Source organism: Streptomyces sp. NPDC042371 (genome assembly GCF_056437465.1).
On sequence record NZ_JBWKAP010000005.1, the window covers coordinates 156,738 to 173,232 of the forward strand.

At 71.3% G+C, this 16,495-nt stretch carries 17 protein-coding genes; 10 read left to right on the forward strand and 7 right to left on the reverse strand.

Features of this window, described 5'->3' with window-relative positions; genetic code table 11:
• The first annotated feature begins 42 nt into the window (after positions 1–42).
• From AC068B_RS16770 to AC068B_RS16785, 4 genes are all read left to right on the forward strand, one after another.
• Positions 43–1,017 carry a ribose-phosphate diphosphokinase gene (locus tag AC068B_RS16770; protein ID WP_356263099.1) on the forward strand — a complete coding sequence of 325 codons (975 nt, stop codon included), beginning with the start codon at positions 43–45 and terminating at the stop codon, positions 1,015–1,017.
• A 193-nt stretch (positions 1,018–1,210) separates the two neighbouring features.
• Positions 1,211–1,804: a 50S ribosomal protein L25/general stress protein Ctc gene (locus AC068B_RS16775; protein ID WP_478672258.1), complete on the forward strand. Its 594-nt coding sequence runs from the start codon at positions 1,211–1,213 to the stop codon at positions 1,802–1,804.
• Positions 1,805–1,904: 100 nt separating this feature from the next.
• Complete coding sequence (gene pth, locus AC068B_RS16780) at positions 1,905–2,507, forward strand: aminoacyl-tRNA hydrolase (RefSeq protein WP_478672260.1); 603 nt, start codon at positions 1,905–1,907, stop codon at positions 2,505–2,507.
• A gap of 79 nt (positions 2,508–2,586) precedes the next feature.
• Complete coding sequence (locus AC068B_RS16785; RefSeq protein ID WP_478672262.1) at positions 2,587–3,048, forward strand: hypothetical protein; 462 nt, start codon at positions 2,587–2,589, stop codon at positions 3,046–3,048.
• An 87-nt stretch (positions 3,049–3,135) separates the two neighbouring features.
• Here the strand turns inward: AC068B_RS16785 and AC068B_RS16790 are convergent, their stop codons facing one another.
• Both AC068B_RS16790 and ppc read right to left on the reverse strand, forming a co-directional pair.
• On the reverse strand, positions 3,136–6,051 hold the full coding sequence (locus AC068B_RS16790) for a hypothetical protein (RefSeq protein ID WP_478672263.1): 2,916 nt from the start codon (positions 6,049–6,051) through the stop codon (positions 3,136–3,138).
• Positions 6,052–6,243: 192 nt separating this feature from the next.
• Positions 6,244–8,988, reverse strand: coding sequence for a phosphoenolpyruvate carboxylase (gene ppc / locus AC068B_RS16795; RefSeq protein ID WP_478672264.1), 2,745 nt, complete (start codon positions 8,986–8,988; stop codon positions 6,244–6,246).
• 290 nt (positions 8,989–9,278) lie between these two features.
• Here ppc and AC068B_RS16800 point away from each other — a divergent pair, with 290 nt between their 5' ends.
• From AC068B_RS16800 to AC068B_RS16815, 4 genes are all read left to right on the forward strand, one after another.
• A complete protein-coding gene (locus AC068B_RS16800; RefSeq protein WP_478672265.1) occupies positions 9,279–10,316 on the forward strand; it encodes an acyl-CoA desaturase in 1,038 nt (345 codons plus the stop codon).
• A complete protein-coding gene (locus AC068B_RS16805; RefSeq protein ID WP_356263119.1) occupies positions 10,313–10,999 on the forward strand; it encodes a TetR/AcrR family transcriptional regulator in 687 nt (228 codons plus the stop codon). Before AC068B_RS16800 ends, AC068B_RS16805 begins: the two co-directional genes overlap by 4 nt.
• Positions 11,000–11,061: 62 nt before the next feature.
• On the forward strand, positions 11,062–11,313 hold the full coding sequence (locus AC068B_RS16810) for a type II toxin-antitoxin system Phd/YefM family antitoxin (RefSeq protein WP_478672266.1): 252 nt from the start codon (positions 11,062–11,064) through the stop codon (positions 11,311–11,313).
• Positions 11,310–11,558, forward strand: coding sequence for a type II toxin-antitoxin system RelE family toxin (locus AC068B_RS16815; RefSeq protein ID WP_478672267.1), 249 nt, complete (start codon positions 11,310–11,312; stop codon positions 11,556–11,558). Before AC068B_RS16810 ends, AC068B_RS16815 begins: the two co-directional genes overlap by 4 nt.
• Here the strand turns inward: AC068B_RS16815 and AC068B_RS16820 are convergent.
• Positions 11,533–11,922 (reverse strand): VOC family protein, encoded by a 390-nt coding sequence (locus AC068B_RS16820; RefSeq protein WP_478672269.1) that lies wholly within the window; start codon positions 11,920–11,922, stop codon positions 11,533–11,535. The two genes, AC068B_RS16815 and AC068B_RS16820, sit on opposite strands and share 26 nt — an antisense overlap.
• Complete coding sequence (locus AC068B_RS16825) at positions 11,916–12,749, reverse strand: trans-aconitate 2-methyltransferase (protein WP_478672270.1); 834 nt, start codon at positions 12,747–12,749, stop codon at positions 11,916–11,918. The genes AC068B_RS16820 and AC068B_RS16825 overlap by 7 nt, the downstream gene beginning before the upstream one ends.
• A 99-nt stretch (positions 12,750–12,848) precedes the next feature.
• Between AC068B_RS16825 and tamR the strand changes: the two genes are divergently transcribed.
• Entirely contained in the window at positions 12,849–13,346 is a 498-nt protein-coding gene (tamR, locus tag AC068B_RS16830; RefSeq protein ID WP_356263126.1) for a MarR family transcriptional regulator TamR, read from the forward strand.
• Here the strand turns inward: tamR and AC068B_RS16835 are convergent.
• Positions 13,305–14,120 (reverse strand): LuxR C-terminal-related transcriptional regulator, encoded by an 816-nt coding sequence (locus tag AC068B_RS16835; RefSeq protein ID WP_478672271.1) that lies wholly within the window; start codon positions 14,118–14,120, stop codon positions 13,305–13,307. The two genes, tamR and AC068B_RS16835, sit on opposite strands and share 42 nt — an antisense overlap.
• A gap of 262 nt (positions 14,121–14,382) precedes the next feature.
• Here AC068B_RS16835 and AC068B_RS16840 point away from each other — a divergent pair, with 262 nt between their 5' ends.
• Positions 14,383–14,838: a GNAT family N-acetyltransferase gene (locus tag AC068B_RS16840; RefSeq protein ID WP_478672273.1), complete on the forward strand. Its 456-nt coding sequence runs from the start codon at positions 14,383–14,385 to the stop codon at positions 14,836–14,838.
• A gap of 22 nt (positions 14,839–14,860) precedes the next feature.
• Here the strand turns inward: AC068B_RS16840 and AC068B_RS16845 are convergent, their stop codons facing one another.
• Both AC068B_RS16845 and galK read right to left on the reverse strand, forming a co-directional pair.
• Entirely contained in the window at positions 14,861–15,208 is a 348-nt protein-coding gene (locus AC068B_RS16845) for a DoxX family protein (protein ID WP_478672274.1), read from the reverse strand.
• 116 nt (positions 15,209–15,324) lie between these two features.
• Entirely contained in the window at positions 15,325–16,479 is a 1,155-nt protein-coding gene (gene galK / locus AC068B_RS16850; RefSeq protein ID WP_478672275.1) for a galactokinase, read from the reverse strand.
• Positions 16,480–16,495: the final 16 nt, after the last annotated feature.

A 16,495-nucleotide genomic window follows, 5' to 3' on the forward strand; every position in this document is an offset into this window, starting at 1 on the left:
GTGAGTACGGCAGCGGGACGAACTCTCTGAGGAGACAGTGCTGTGACCGGGATCAAGACGACCGGCGAGAAGAAGTTGATGCTCTTCTCCGGCCGCGCCCACCCCGAGTTGGCCGAGGAGGTCGCACACAAGCTGGGTGTCGGCATCGTGCCGACGAAGGCCTTCGATTTCGCCAACGGCGAGATCTACGTCCGCTACCAGGAGTCGGCGCGCGGCGCCGACTGCTTCCTGATCCAGAGCCACACCGCTCCGATCAACAAGTGGATCATGGAGCAGCTGATCATGATCGACGCGCTGAAGCGCGCGTCGGCCCGCTCCATCACCGTCATCGTGCCGTTCTACGGTTACGCGCGGCAGGACAAGAAGCACCGCGGACGTGAACCGATCTCGGCGCGCCTGATCGCCGACCTGATGAAGACCGCGGGTGCCGACCGCATCCTCACCGTCGACCTGCACACCGACCAGATCCAGGGCTTCTTCGACGGCCCCGTCGACCACCTGTTCGCGCTGCCGATCCTCGCGGACTACGTGGGCGCGAAGGTCGACCGCTCGAAGCTGACCGTGGTCTCCCCCGACGCCGGGCGCGTGCGCGTCGCCGACCGCTGGTGCGACCGCCTCGGCGCCCCGCTGGCGATCGTCCACAAGCGCCGCGACAAGGACGTCGCCAACCAGGTCACCGTGCACGAGGTCGTCGGTGAGGTGAAGGGCCGCGTCTGCGTCCTGGTCGACGACATGATCGACACGGGTGGCACGATCTGCGCCGCCGCCGACGCCCTGTTCGCGCACGGCGCGGAGGACGTCATCGTGACGGCGACGCACGGTGTGCTCTCCGGCCCGGCCGCGGACCGTCTGAAGAACTCCAAGGTGAGCGAGTTCGTCTTCACGGACACGCTGCCGACGCCGCACGAGCTGGAGCTCGACAAGATCACGGTGCTCTCGATCGCGCCGACGATCGCGAACGCGGTCCGTGAGGTCTTCGAGGACGGCTCGGTGACGAGCCTCTTCGACGAGCAGTAGGAACTGGCTCGTCCGGGGTCTCTGAAGATCCTTTTGGTGCGGCCTCCCGCGCCGAGTAGACTGCTGAAGTTGCTCGGCGAGGGAGGCCGCACTTTTTGTGCGGCTGTCCGTTATCGACGCGCTCTTCGTAGCAGGCCGTTTCGTGGCCGGGTGACCGATTTCTTTTCCGTCACTGCATGTACGAGGAGTGCACATGTCCGAGGTGAAGATCACCGCCGAGACCCGTACCGAGTTCGGCAAGGGCGCCGCCCGCCGTCTGCGTCGCGCCGACAAGCTGCCCGCCGTTGTCTACGGCCACGGTGCGGACCCGATCCACATCGCCCTTCCGCACCACGACACCCTCATGGCGCTGAAGTCCTCGAACGTCCTGATCAACCTGGACATCGAAGGCAAGAGCGAGCTCGTCATCCCGAAGGCCGTCCAGCGCGACGCCCTCCGCATCGGCATCCTCGAGCACGTCGACCTGCTCATCGTGAAGCGCGGCGAGAAGGTCACCGTCGAGATCCCCGTCCACACCGAGGGCGACCTGGCGCCGGGCAACAACCTGCTCGAGCACGTCCTGAACACCCTCCCGGTCGAGGCCGAGGCCACCCACATCCCGGAGTCGGTCACCGTCTCCGTCGCGGGCCTGGACGCCGGTTCCTCCGTCCTCGCCAAGGACATCCCGCTCCCCGCCGGCAGCACGCTGGCCGTCGAGGAAGACACCGTCGTCCTCCAGGTCCTGTCCGCGCAGGCCGAGGAGGCCCCGGCCGACGACGCCGCGGGCGACGCCGCCGCCGAGGCCTGAGCCTCGCGACGCACGTACAGCACGGCAGCCGCCGCTCCCGCTGGGGGCGGCGGCTGCCGCGTATGAGCCCATGAGCCAGTAATGCGCGTATGAAGGAGACATGCACGTGACGACCGACGCCAGCGCCCCCTGGCTGATCGCGGGCCTCGGCAATCCGGGCCCCGACTACGCCATGAACCGGCACAACGTGGGCTTCATGGTGGCCGACCTGCTCGCGCAGCGCATGGGCGGCAAGTTCAAGCGGGCGGGCAAGGCGCAGGCACAGGTGGTCGAGGGCCGCATCGGGGCGCCCGGCCCGGCGAGCCGCCGCGTCATCCTGGTCAAGCCCATGTCGTACATGAACGTCTCGGGCGGTCCGGTCACGGCGCTCCGCGACTTCTACAAGGTCCCGACGGCGAACATCGTCGCGGTCCACGACGAGCTGGACATCGACCACGGCACGCTGCGGCTGAAGCTGGGCGGCGGCGACAACGGCCACAACGGTCTGAAGTCGATGACGAAGGCGATGGGCCCGGACTACCACCGGGTGCGCTTCGGGATCGGCCGTCCGCCGGGCCGCATGCAGGTCGCGGACTTCGTCCTGAAGGACTTCTCCTCGACGGAGCGCAAGGAGCTCGACTATTTCGTGGACCGGGCGGCCGACGCGGTCGAGGCGCTGGTCACGGAGGGTCTGGAGCGCGCGCAGAGCATGTACAACTCCTGAGGTTCGCCCCGGGATCCCGCCCGGGGTCCGTTCTGCCCACTGTTGACTGAGCGGAGTCAAGTGGCCAAGGATCCCGGCCATGAATCTGCTGCTCCTCGGCCGCCGCACGGCCATGGGCGCGCTCGCCGTGCTGCTGCTCGTCGCGGGCGTGTGGGCGTCCTGGGGCACCGCGCGGCACGTGATGCTGACGGAGGGCCGTGAGCGCGGCGTGATGACGGTGACCCGCTGCGACTCCGACGCGTGCGTCGGCTGGTACGCCTCCTCGTCCCACGGCACGGGCCCCCGCCGACGGGTCGTGATCGAGCGCTCCATCGCGGAGAAGAAGGGCGAACGGATCCCGGTCGCCCTCAAGCCGGGCACGCACGACGCGGTCCGCACGGGCGGCCCGGGCTTCCTCCACGCCTGGCTCCCCTTCGGGGGCGCGCTCCTCCTCTCCTCAGTGGTGGTAGCAGGCGGCCTCCGCCTACGCCGCACGGCCTGGGGCCTGGCCCTCTCGGGCACGGCCCTACTGACGGCATCCTTCGCGACGCTGGCGTTCTGAGCACGGGCGGGGCTGACGGGGTGCGGAGATGTTTTTAGGGGCGCGGGGAACTGCGCGATCAGCCACAGCCCGCCCGCACCCGGGCGACTAGGAGTGCCGCCCCCTCCGCCGCGTAGCGGCGAAGAACACCCCGCCCGCGGCGGTCAGCGCCGTAGCGAGCCCCGCCGCAAGCGGAATGAGCGAGGACCCGGTCTCCGGAAGCGTCGGCGGCTCCGTGGGAGGCACGGTGGGCGGCACGGTCGGAGGAACCGTCGGCGGCACGGTGGGCGGCTCCGTGGGAGGAGTCGTAGGGGGCTCCGTGGGCGGCTCGGTCGGCGGCTCCGTCGGCGGCTCCGTAGGCGGATCGGTGGGCGGCTCCGTCGGAGGAACCGTCGGAGACACCCCGACCTCCGCCACCACCCACGGCGCCTCCGTCGCAAGCAACGACCGAATCGTGCCGTCCGGCTCCCGCCGGTCACCCGCAATGGCGATCTTGTTCCAGGTGCGCTCCCCGCCACCGAACGGCGTGCCGCCCGCGGCCCGCTCGGGCACCTTCATGCGCCACCGCAGGGTGTAGCGCTCCCCCGCACCGAACACATGCCCGTCGAAGTCGAAGCGGACGGACCGGACCTTGCTCCAGTCGGTCACGGCCGAGGCGGACACGAACGTCGGGTCGGGCTTGCCGCCACACTGGAACGGCGCGCTGTTGTCGGGGGTGTTGTCCATCTCGGGCCGACACGGGTCGGCCTTCACCGAGTACGTGATCGTCACCGGCGCGGAACCCGCGTCGATGGGGCCGGTGAGGACGGGACGCCACTCGCTGGTCACGTCGTCGCCGTAGCGCCCACTGGTCGTGCCGGTCGTGCCGGGCGCGGGCAGCAGGTCGTACGCGACGACATTGGTGAGGTCGGTGTTGCCCATGTTGCCGAGAACCGTGCGGTACTCGACGGTGCCGCCCGCGGTGGCCCGGCCGACCTCGTCCTCCTTGCCCGGCACTTCGGCCGAGCCCTGGAACGTGCTGTCCTTGTCGCCCTTGACCTCCTTGGTGACGAAGAGCGACGCGGACTGGGCGATGGCGAAGTCGTCGGTGGCCTCGGCGACCTTCTCGGTGGAGTCGCCGTTGCCGTTGATGTCGTGGGTGTCGGTCTCGCGGGTGTTGATGGGGCGCTGCGCGTCGTAGAGCCCGCCGCGGTTGCCGCGGTAGTCGGCGTCGCCCGGCGTTCCGCTGTAGGTGCCGCTGGCCACGCCGGGCCTGACCGTGGTGCGGAACTCGTACACGCACGTGGAGTCGTTCGCCGGGATCTCCGCGCCGCGGTCGGCGGTGAGCTCGACGCGGGTGCGGCCGTCGGGTCCCGCGCTGACCTTCTCGGTGTAGCGGTCCGCGGCGGGGCAGTACGCGGGCTGGCCGTCCGCGAGGGCCCAGGACCCGGGCTCGTAGGTGAGCTGGCGTGGCACCAGGTCGACGAAGCGGGGGCGCAGCGGCGAGGAGTCCGTGCGGTAGCGGTCGTTGCGCATCGTCACGCGCCAGGTGTGGGTGCCGCCGGGGCCGACGGGCGCCGGGTCGGTGGACTTGCTGAGTTCGGGCTGGGCGACCTCGGGCTCGATGCGGAAGGTGGCACAGTCCTCCTCCTCTGCGGTGCCGCCGCCGCGGCCGGTGAGTTCGAGCTGCGCGCAGTTGCGTACGTCGCCGCTGCCGCCGGGGACCTCGGTGGCGTCGGCGCGGCCCACGAACTGGGCGACGAGTCCGGCTCCCGCGGCGAGGCCCGGCACGTCGATGCGCACGGAGACGGGGTCGTCGCCGAGGTCGACCTGCTGCCCGCTGGGCGTCAGCGTGTCGGTGCTGCCGTCGCGCCGGGTCACCACGGCGGTCCAGGCACCGCTGTAGGTGCCGCCCGCGGGGGTGGACACGCGCAGGGTGGTGGCGTCGAAGCCCTTGGGCAGGGCGTCGGTGAGGCGGACGTCGGCGGGGGCGGTGCCGGTGTTGCTGAAACGAAGCACGTACGAAAGGCGCTGGCCGTTGCCCGCGAGGGGGGCGTCGACGGATTTGTCGAGGGTGCCGGAGACCGTGCCCGAACCGGTGCCGACGGTGGTGTCGGCGGTGGCGTCCTTGGAGATCTTGCCGGTGCCGGGGCCGTACGGATCGCCCATGATGGTGGCGGTGTCGGTGAGCACGGTGTCGTCGGCGACGTCGTCGCGCACCTTGACCCTGATCTCGTGGACGACGCCGTACGGATACTCCTTGACCTGCGCCAGCTGGTCGCCGGGGCGGCCGGGTTCGGTGTCCACGGGCCAGCTGATGGTGCGGGTCGCGGGGTCGTAGGTGTACCCGGCGGGGGTGGCGTCGACGAGGTCCACGCCCTTGGGCAGCACGTCGGTCAGGACCGTGTTCTCCAGGGCGAGGTTGCCGCGCGGCCGGTTGGCGTTGCGCGGGTCGTTGGTGGCCGTGACCTTGTAGGTGACGGTGTCGCCGGGGCGGGCCGCCTTCGGGCCCTCCTTGGTGATCGCCGGGTTGGGTTCGGCGGTGACGTCGACCGAGGCCGTGTCGGTGCTCGGCGTGCCGTCGCCGTTGGCCGCGGTGGCGGACATCGAGGCGGTCTGTCCGCCGGGGGCCGTCCAGTAGTCCGTGGTGGGCCAGCTGACGGTGAGCTGGGAGCTCTGGCCGCTGGGGATCTCGTCGTAGGTGACGGTCACGGTGCCGTCGGCGTTCGGCGTGACGGCCGTGACGCCCGGCGGGTAGGGCCGGGAGACCTGGCCGGGCCCGGAGGCACCCGGCGGCGGTGTGAAGGTGACGGTCACCGATTGGCAGTCGCCGGGGATCGAGCACTGGATGTTCGCGTTGTACGTGACGTGGTCGCCGGAGGGGACGGGCGAGGTCGCCGGGTCCAGGCGGACGGCCATGCGGGCGTCGGCGTGGGCGGTTCCGTACGGGACGAGGGTGAGCGCCGCGAGGAGCGCGAACAGGACGGCGAGCGCCGGAGCGAGGTGGCGGCGGTGCCGTTCATGAACGGGGCTGACGGGGGTCACGGTGCTCCCGAGCGGCGTGGGGAACTTCAGGACCCGTTCACTGTGCTCCCCGATGTGCCGCGAAATGCCGTATGACCACTCCGTACGACCGCCGTTTCACCTGATCAGAGGCTGAACCCGGGGCGGGACCGGACGGCGAAGGGCCCCGCGCCGCCGGAGCGGTGCGGGGCCCTTCGCGGAGTGCCTGCCGGGTCAGCCGGTGTTGCGCAGTCCCGCCGCGACACCGTTGACGGTGAGCAGCAGGGCCCGTCCGAGCAGCGGGTCGGGCTCGGTGCCCGCGGCCGCCTCGTCGCGCTGGCGCTTGAGGAGGGCGACCTGGAGGTACGAGATCGGGTCCAGGTAGGCGTCGCGGATCGCGAAGGTCTGCTGCAGGGCCGGAGAAGAGCCGAGGAGCTCTTCCCCGCCGGTGATGCGCAGGACCTCGCGGACGGTCAGCTCGTGCTCTTCCTCGATCATGGTGAAGACGTGCTTGAGCTCGTCGGGCACGAGGGTGTCCACGTAGTGCCTGGCGATCCGCAGGTCCGTCTTCGCGAGCGTCATCTCGACGTTGGAGACGAAGTTCTGGAAGAAGTGCCAGTGCTCGTGCATCTCGTCGAGGACGGTGTCCAGGCCCGCCTCGCGCAGCGCCTTCAGGCCCGAGCCGACGCCGAACCAGCCCGGCACGATCTGCCGCGACTGGGTCCAGCCGAACACCCACGGGATGGCGCGCAGGCCGTCCAGCGACACGCCCGAGCCGGGGCGGCGGGAGGGCCGGGAGCCGAGGTGCAGGTCGGCGAGCTGGTCGACCGGGGTCGACGCGAGGAAGTACGTCGGCAGGTCCGGGTCCTCGACCAGCTTGCGGTACGCGGAGTGCGCGGCGTCCGAGACGACGTCCATCGCGGCGTCCCAGCGGGCGAGGGCCTCGTCGGACTGGCGCGGGGCGGTGTGCAGGGCGGAGGCCTGCAGCGTCGCCGCGACGGTCAGTTCCAGGTTCTCGCGGGCCAGCGAAGGCACGAGGTACTTGTCGGAGATGACCTCGCCCTGCTCGGTCACCTTGATCTCGCCCTCCAGCGTGCCCCACGGCTGCGCGAGGATCGCGTCGTGCGAGGGGCCGCCGCCGCGGCCGACGGTGCCGCCGCGGCCGTGGAAGAGGCGCAGGCGCACGCCGTAGCGGTGCGCGACGTCACGGAGCCTGCGCTGGGCGCGGTGGATCTCCCACTGGGAGGTGGTGATGCCGCCGAACTTGGAGGAGTCCGAGTAGCCGAGCATGACCTCCTGCACGTCGCCGCGCAGGGCCACGAGACGGCGGTACGACGGGTCGGCGAGCATCTCGTCGAGGATGACGTCGGCGGCGCGCAGCTCGTCGGTGGTCTCCAGGAGCGGCACGATGCCGATCTTCGCCCAGCCCGCGTGCAGGTCGATGAGGCCCGCCTCGCGCGCGAGGACCGCCGCGGCGAACACGTCGTCCGCGCCCTGGCACATCGAGATGATGTACGACTCGATGACCTCGGGCCCGAAGACCTGAAGGGCCTTCTTCACGGTGAGGAAGACGCCGAGGGTCTTCTCGCCCGCGGCGTCCAGCGGCGCCGGGGACGGCGCGAGCGGGCGCCGGGACCTGAGCTCCTTGGCGAGGAGCTTCTGGCGGTAGTCGCGGGGCATGTCCGTGTACCGCCAGGACTCCTCGCCGAGACGGTCGAAGAGCTGGCCGAGCGCGTGGTGGTGGGCGTCCGCGTGCTCGCGTACGTCCATGGTGGCCAGCTGGAGGCCGAACGCGGCGAGGGTGCGGATGGTGCGGTTCATCCGGCCGTCGGCGAAGAGGGCGCCCTTGTGCTCGCGCAGCGAGGTCTGGATGAGCGTGAGGTCGTGCAGGAGCTCGGCGGTGCCGAGGTAGTCACGGCCTTCCTCGTGCGGGACGCCCTTGGCCAGGCGCTCCTTGGTGTTCTCCAGCTTCTGCCGGATGCAGGTGGCCTTGAGGCGGTAGGGCTCCTCGGAGTTGAGGCGCTTGTAGCGGGGGCTGATCTCGGGCAGCCGCTCCAGGTCGCACTGGAGGGAGGCCTTCAGCTCCTCGGTGGCTCCGGTGTAGCGGATCGAGTTCGAGAGGAAGCCGCGCAGCTCGTCGATCATGTCGAGCGCGTCGTTGATGCCGTGCTCGTGCTGGAGGATCAGGACGTCCCAGGTGACCTGCGGGGTCACGTTGGGGTTGCCGTCGCGGTCGCCGCCGATCCAGGTGCCGAAGCTGAGCGGGCGGGTGCCCTCGGGCAGCTCGACGCCGACGCGCTCCAGCTCCGCGGTGAGGTCCTCCAGGACGTCGCCGACGGCGCCCGCGTGCAGCTCGTCGAGGTAGTAGATGGCGTTGCGGGCCTCGTCGGCGGGCTCGGGGCGCACCACGCGGAGCTCGTCGGTCTGCCACACCAGGTCGATGTTCTCGGCCAGGCGGATGTCGTGGCGGCGCCGGTCCGACTCGATGACCGGCGTCTCCAGGAGCTCGGCGACGCGGCGGAGCTTGTTGAGCACGGAGCGGCGGGCCGCCTCGGTGGGGTGCGCGGTGAAGACGGGGCGCACGTTGAGGTGCTGCACGGTCTGGCGCAGGTGCTCCGGGTCGGCGTCCTTGAGCCGGTCGGCGGTGCGCGAGAGCAGGCCGCCCTCGGCGGCGCGCCGGGCGCGCAGCTCGCGGCCGCGGTGGACCTGCTCGGTCACGTTGGCCAGGTGGAAGTAGGTGGAGAAGGCGCGGACCAGCTTGGCCGCGGTCTCCAGTTCCGTACCGCCGAGGAGGTTGGCTGCTGCCTCGCCGTCCTCGCGCGTCAGGCGGCGGACCTTTTCGACCAGTTCGAGGAGCTCGGGGCCCTCCTGGCGTACGAGGGTCTCGCCGAGCAGGTCGCCGAGGCGGCGGATGTCGGCGCGCAGCTCGGTGCTGGCGGTGCTGGTGGCCTGCTGGCTCTGGTCGTCGGCACTGCTCACAGGTGCGGCTCCTTGCAGTGTTGAAGCGCTTCAAGACTGGGAGGGGTCCCCGGTGGGGATACCGGGGGAGATACAGAGCGGACCGCGCTGTCCGACCGTCTCCAAGGATAGGTGTCACATCGGGCACGGAGCTCGCGGCCTCTTGCCGCGGGGCTCCGCACTGCCATACTTACGTCGCCGTAGGTTACGGAACCGTAGGAAACGCGGCACAACAGCCGTTGCAGCCATTGCGGGAACCGTGCCCGTGCACTGCTCCCACCTCAACCCTCGACCCCACAGGGGACGTGCCCATGACGACAACCTCCGATGCGTACTCCGACTCCGATGTGATCGAAGACGCTTCACCGGCGGGCGCGAGCTCCGCCGCCCAGGCGCCCATGGCGACGCTGGGCGGCGAGCAGAAACGCTCGCTCGAACAGGTCGCCCTGCTGCTGTTCATCACCGTCCCCTTCCTCGCCCTGGTCGCCGCGGTGCCGCTGGCCTGGGGCTGGGGCGTGAGCTGGCTGGACCTGGGCCTGCTCGTCTTCATGTACTACCTGGGGTGCCACGGCATCACCATCGGCTTCCACCGCTATTTCACGCACGGCTCCTTCAAGGCGAAGCGGCCGCTGCGGATCGCGCTGGCGGTCGCGGGCAGCATGGCGGTCGAGGGGCCTCTGGTCCGCTGGGTGGCCGACCACCGCAAGCACCACAAGTTCTCGGACGCGGAGGGCGACCCGCACTCCCCCTGGCGCTTCGGTGAGACGGTCCCCGCCCTGATGAAGGGCCTGTGGTGGGCGCACATCGGATGGATGTTCGACGAGGAGCAGACGTCACAGGAGAAGTACGCGCCGGACCTGGTCAAGGACCCGGCGATCCGCCGGATCTCGCGGCAGTTCCTGCTCTGGACGATCGTGTCGCTGGCGATCCCGCCGGTGGTCGGCGGTCTGGTGACGATGTCGTGGTGGGGTGCGTGCACGGCCTTCTTCTGGGGGTCGCTGGTCCGCGTCGCGCTGCTGCACCACGTCACGTGGTCGATCAACTCGATCTGCCACGCGGTGGGCAAGCGCCCCTTCAAGTCCCGTGACCGCTCGGGCAACGTGTGGTGGCTCGCGGTGCTGTCCTGCGGCGAGTCCTGGCACAACCTGCACCACGCCGACCCGACGTCGGCGCGGCACGGGGTGATGAAGGGCCAGGTCGACTCGTCGGCGCGGATCATCCGCTGGTGCGAGCAGCTGGGTCTGGCGTACGACGTGCGGTGGCCGTCGCAGTCGCGCATCGACGCGCGCCGCAAGCCGGAGGGCGAGGCGGAGTCCCGCCGCGGGGTTACCGCCTCCGAGGCGGCATGATTGACGACGTGGCGACCGACTCCAGCAATTCAAGCCCCTCCAGCAAAGAGAAGCAGCCCCGGCGTGCCCGGCGGACCCGGATGACGGGTGCCGAGCGCCGGGAACAGCTGCTGGACATCGGCCGCACCCTGTTCGCCGCGAAGGGCTTCGAGGGCACGTCGGTGGAGGAGATCGCCGCGAAGGCGGGGGTCTCCAAGCCGGTGGTGTACGAGCACTTCGGCGGGAAGGAGGGGCTGTACGCGGTCGTGGTGGACCGCGAGATGCGGCAGCTCCTGGACATGGTGACGAGCGCGCTCACCGCCGGGCATCCCCGGGAGCTCCTCGAACAGGCGGCGTTCGCCCTGCTCGACTACATCGAGACGTACACGGACGGCTTCCGCATCCTGGTCCGCGACTCCCCGGTGGCCCAGTCCACCGGCACCTTCGCATCCCTGATCTCCGACATCGCGACGCAGGTCGAGGACATCCTCGGCCAGGAGTTCAAGGGCCGCGGCTTCGACCAGAAGCTGGCCCCCCTGTACGCGCAGGCGCTGGTCGGCATGGTCGCGCTGACGGGCCAGTGGTGGCTGGACGCCCGCAAGCCGAAGAAGGCGGAGGTGGCCGCACACCTGGTCAACCTGGCCTGGCACGGCCTGGACGGCCTGGAACCGAAGCCCCGCCTGATAGGCCACCGCAAGAGCTGAGGGGGCCAGGCAAGCCCTGGCCACACATTGACCACAAGATTAATGTTGTGCACTCTCGTCATATGACCGAGATTGCGATCAGCGCCGCTCGCGCCCAGCTGGGCGACCTGGTGCGCCGAGCCGCCCACGGCCGCGAGACCATCGCCCTCACCGACCACGGGCACGTGGCCGCTCTCCTCGTTTCGCCGCAAGTCATAGAGGATCTCGAAGACGCCCTGGCACTCGCCGACTTCCAGCGCCGCAAGGCGGAGGGCACCCTCGAAGAGGGCATCCCGCACGAGGAAGTCGGGCGGCTGCTGGGGCTGCGCCCGTGACCCACCAGATCATCTGGGAACCGGGCGCCACGAACGCGGCCGTCCGGTACCTCAAGGACGACCCCGTAGGCCTTGCCGCCCTCTACGAAGCCGTCGACTCGCTCTCCGAGCGCCCCCGCCCGACCAACTCCACGGCGTACGGCCCCACAGTGCGGCGCCTACGAGTCGGCGATCACCGCGCCCTCTACCTGATCGACGACGACGTCATCCGCATTCTCGTCACGCACCTGGGCCGCACGCCGTAGCCACCGCCACTGGTTCGAGGAATTCGAGCCGGTTCCCCACCGGGTCCCGCGAGTAGAAGCGGCGGTGTCCCGGCATGCCCTCGTCCCAGACGACCTCGGCGTCGTGCGCGACGAGACGGCCCGCGTACGCCCCGATGTCCCGTACGAGGAGCCCGGGGTGAGCCTTCCCCGCAGGCCTGAAGTCCGCATCGACGCCCAGGTGCAGCCGGACGGCCCCCGCCTCGAACCAGCAGCCGCCGCGTGCCGCGAGCGCCGACGGCTTCGGGACCTCCGTCATGCCGAGCACGTCGACGTAGTACGCGCGCAGCGCAGGCTCGCTGCCCGGCGGGGCCGCCAGCTGGACGTGGTCGAGGGACGTCAGCATGGCGCGTCCGTCCTGCGGGCCACCGCGAACACCCTGCGGAACGGGAACACCGTGCCGTGCCCCGTCGCCGGATACGCCTCGCGCAGCAGGTGCCGGTACTCGGCGAGGAAGGCCTCCGTCGCCGCGGAGTCGTCCGCCAGGGCCGTCAGGACCGGGCGCAGGCCCGTGCCCTTCACCCAGTCCAGGACCGGGTCCTCGCCCACGAGCAGGTGTTGGTACGTCGTTTCCCAGGCGTCGACCTCGCAGCCGAGGTCCGCGAGCCGGTCCAGGTACGCCCCGGGCGAGAGCACCGCGTCCGCGTGGCGCAGGACGTCGCCGAGGCGGGCGCGCCAGCGTTCGGTCGCGGCCAGCTCCCGCATGAGGACGTGGCTGGGGGCGTCGAAGTTGCCCGGTACCTGGAAGGCGAACGTGCCGCCGGGGGCCAGTGCCTCGATCCACGCCGGGAACGAGTCGGGGTGGCCCGGCACCCATTGGAGGGTGGCGTTGGAGAGGATCAGGTCGTACGTACCCGGGGGCGGTGTCCAGTCCGTGGCGTCCGCAGGGGCGAAGTCCAGGCGGCCGCCACCTGCCGTGGGGCCCGCCAGCTCGTCCGCCCTGGCCAGCATCGCCGGGGAGTTGTCGAAGCCGGTGACGTGCGCGGTGGGCCAGCGGTCCGCGAGCAGCCGCGTGACGTTTCCGGGCCCGCAGCCGAGGTCGGCGATGCGGGGCGGGCGGCCCTCGGCGGGGAGTTCGGGGACGCGGGCGAGCAGGTCGACGAAGGGGCGGGAGCGGTGGTCGGCGTGGCGAAGGTACTGGTGGGGATCCCAGGTGGCAGCGGCCTGCGGCATGTGGAGCTCCTCGGGTGACGGGCATCTGACCTCATCCTGAACCCGAGGTATCTTGACGTCAAGAGACTTCATGTCGACAGACCCCCTACACTGATCGCCATGGAGGACGAGGTCGATCGGCTGGTCGCAGCGTGGCGCCGGGAGCGCCCTGACCTCGACGTGGAACCACTCGAGGTGCTCAGCCGCGTGAGCAGGCTCGCGCGGCATCTGGACCGGGCCCGCAGGCTCGCCTTCTCCGAGCACAACCTGGAGCCGTGGGAGTTCGACGTCCTGACGTCGCTGCGCCGCGCGGGCGCGCCCTACCAGCTCTCCCCCGGCCAGCTCCTGACCCAGACCCTCGTGACGTCCGGCACGATGACGAACCGCATCGACCGCCTCGCGAAGAAGGGCCTCGTCGAGCGCCTGCCGGACCCGAGCGACCGCCGCGGCGTCCTCGTGCGCCTCACCCCCGAGGGCCGGGACCGCGCGGACCAGGCCCTCGCCGGACTGCTCGAACAGGAGCGGGCGATCCTCGCGGAGCTCTCCCGGGCGCAGCGCGGCGAACTGGCCGGGCTGCTACGCCAGTTGACCGCCCCGTTCGACAACATCCCCGGCTAGGTCGGCCGGGCCGACGCCCGCGCGCCGGGCGAGCGCCACGGCGGCGAGGGTGGAGTGGACGCCCAGCTTTCCCAGCACGTTCTGCATGTGCGTACGCACCGTGTGCGGGGAGAGGAAGAGGCGCTCGGCGACCGCCTTGCGGCCCAGGCCCGCCACCATGCAGCGCAGCACCTCCCGCTCGCGCGGGGTCAGCGACTCCACGAGCCGCTCGGACTCGGTGCGGTGCTTGCGGGCCGCGGTCAGCTCGCGCAGGACGCCGGTGAGCAGGGCGGGCGGCAGGTGGGTCTCGTCCCGGAGCACGCCGCGTATGACCGTCAGGAGACGGGAGAGCGAGCAGTCCTTGGCGACCCAGCCGGAGGCGCCCGCCTGCAGCGCGAGGGCCGCGCGGCGCGGGTCGTCCTTCTCGGCGAGCACGACGGTGCGCACGGCGGGCTGCCCCGAACGCACGCCCGCCACCAGGGAGATGCCGTCGACGAGCCCGTCGGCGTTCCCCTCCTGGACGGGGGCTGCGATGGGGGTCCCCCCTGGTCGAGCGAAGCCGAGAGCTTGGGGGCGGGTGCCCTGCATCGCGCTGGCGGTACTGCCGAGGTCGGCGTCGACCAGCAGCACGTCGTATCTGCGGCCTTCGTTGACCGCCCGCTCCAGGCAGCGCAGCGCGGCGGGACCGCTGCCGGCCGCGGACACGTCGACGTCCGGCTCGGCCGCGAGCGCGGCGGCCAGCGACTCGGCGAAGATGCGATGGTCGTCGACGACCAGGACTCGAATGCGAACCACAGAAACCCCCTTCCCCACGCTCCCTCAAGGAGCGGGGGATACCCCATCATCGGAGAACGGCTGGTGCGGGTACGGCGCACGGAGCGGGAGCCGACGCGGTCGCACGGCCGCCGCCGTGCTGTGCCGCCACCCCCATGCCGGGCGCCGTACCCGACTGTCTCGCCCCCTGATCAGTACCGGCCCCCACCGGCACTGCCCTTCAGAGTAGGGCCGGACGCCAGGAGCGGAAGCTGATTTGCAGAACTGGTTGGCCAGCGCGTTTATGGTGAGCCATATGTTTCGCATTGAGACGGGAGTCGACAAAGAGCGGCTCGCTCTGCTTCGCTCGCGGCTGAGCGAGACGAACACGGCGGCGTCACCTGAGCTCAGCGCCCTGCGCGGGACGCGCGAGGACCAGGAAGTACCGCTGGCGCTCTGGGCGTTGGACGGGCGAGGCGGCCTCGCGGCGGGCCTCGCCGCGCACACCTGGGCCCGCTGGCTCCACGTGAACCATCTCTGGGTCGATGACCGGCACCGCGGCGCGGGCCTCGGCTCCCGCCTCCTGGCCGAGGCGGAGCGGGTGGCCCGCGAGGACCGGGGGTGCCTCAACTCCCGTGTGGAGACGTGGGACTTCCAGGCTCCCGGCTTCTACCGGAACCAGGGGTACGAGCTGGTGAGCGTGATCCCCGACTATCCCGAGGGCGTCAAGGAGTTCACGCTCACCAAGCGGCTGGGCTGAGGCTGCCAGGACCTTCGGGGTCTCAGGCGGCGAGCCCCAGGGCCAGCGCGCCGACCACCGGCGCCGCGTACATCAGCGGGAACGGGATGTGCGCGTACCAGCGCGCCCGCACCACGGTGACGACGGCCCCGGCGAAGTACACCACCAGGGCGACGCCCGCCACGCCCCCGACGACCGGCACGAACAGGCCCGCGACCAGACCCGCGGCGCCCGCGGCCTTGGCGGCGCCGAGCCAGGGCAGCCACGCCATCGGGATGCCGTAGTCGGCGATGGGCCGCACCACCCACTCGGCGCGCAGGAAGACGGAGACGGCGGAGAAGCCCACCATCGCGGCGGCGATCAGCGTGACGACTGCACAGGTTGTGGACATGGCGGGTGCTCCTCATCGGGCGGCGGCTTTTCACTGCCCTGACGGAACCGGCCACGGGAGTGTGACCGGTCCACGGCACCTTTTCCGAGAAACTTTCCCCGGCCCACAGGCCTCGCTCAGGCCTCCCGGCGCGCCCCCGCCGACGCCTCCGCAGGAAACACCCGCGGCGTCGTGAAGCCCGCCGCGGCGAAGGCTTCGAGCACCGACTTCGTCACCGTGTCCTCGTCCGCCGACTCCACCAGGACGACCGCCGAGCCGCCGAAGCCGCCGCCGGTCATCCGGGCGCCGAGCGCGCCCGCCGCGTTGGCTGAGCCCACCACCAGGTCCAGCTCCGGGCAGGAGATGCGCAGGTCGTCGCGGAGCGAGGCGTGGCCCTCGGTGAGGACGGGTCCCGTCGCGCGGACGTCACCCGCGTCCAGGAGGGCGATGACCTGCTCGACGCGGTGGTCGTCCGACACGATGTGGCGCACGTACCGGCGGATCTTCTCGTCCGTCAGCCGGTCGAGCGCCGCGGGGAGTTGGTCGTACGCCACGTCCCGCAGATGGGAGACGCCCAGGATGCGCGCGCCCTCCTCGCACCCGGCCCGCCGCTCCGCGTACGCCCCGTCGCCCAGCTCGTGCTTGACCCGGGTGTCGACGACGAGCAGCCGCAGGCCGTGGGCGGCGAGGTCGAAGGGGACCTGCCGTATCGCCAGGTCCCGGCAGTCCAGGTGCAGGGCGTGGCCCTCCGTGGCGCACGCGGAGGCCATCTGGTCCATCACGCCGCACGGCACGCCGACGAAGGCGTTCTCGGCGCGCTGGGCCAGGACCGCGAGGCGCGGCAGGTCGAGGCCGAGTCCGTACAGGTCGTTCATGGCGAGTGCCGTGACGACCTCAAGGGCCGCCGACGAGGACAGGCCCGCCCCGGTCGGCACGGTGGAGGCGAGATGGATGTCGGCGCCCCCGGAGACGTCGTGGCCCGCGTCCCTGAGCGCCCACACCACACCGGCGGGGTAGGCGGCCCAGCCGCCCTGCCCGTACTTCGAAAGGGGCGTCAGCTCGTCGACGCGCAGTTCGGCGACGGGCGCGTCGATGTCCGCCGAGTGGAGCCGCAGGACGCCGTCGGTGCGGCGCGCCACCGCCGCCACCGCGGTGTGCGGCAGCGCGAGCGGCAGCACGAAGCCCTCGTTGAAGTCCGTGTACTCGCCGATCAGGTTGACCCGGCCCGGGGCCGACCAGACCCCGTCCGCCGCGTACCCGTACAGCTCGGCGAACTTCCCCGCTACGTCCATCAGTTACCCCTTGATC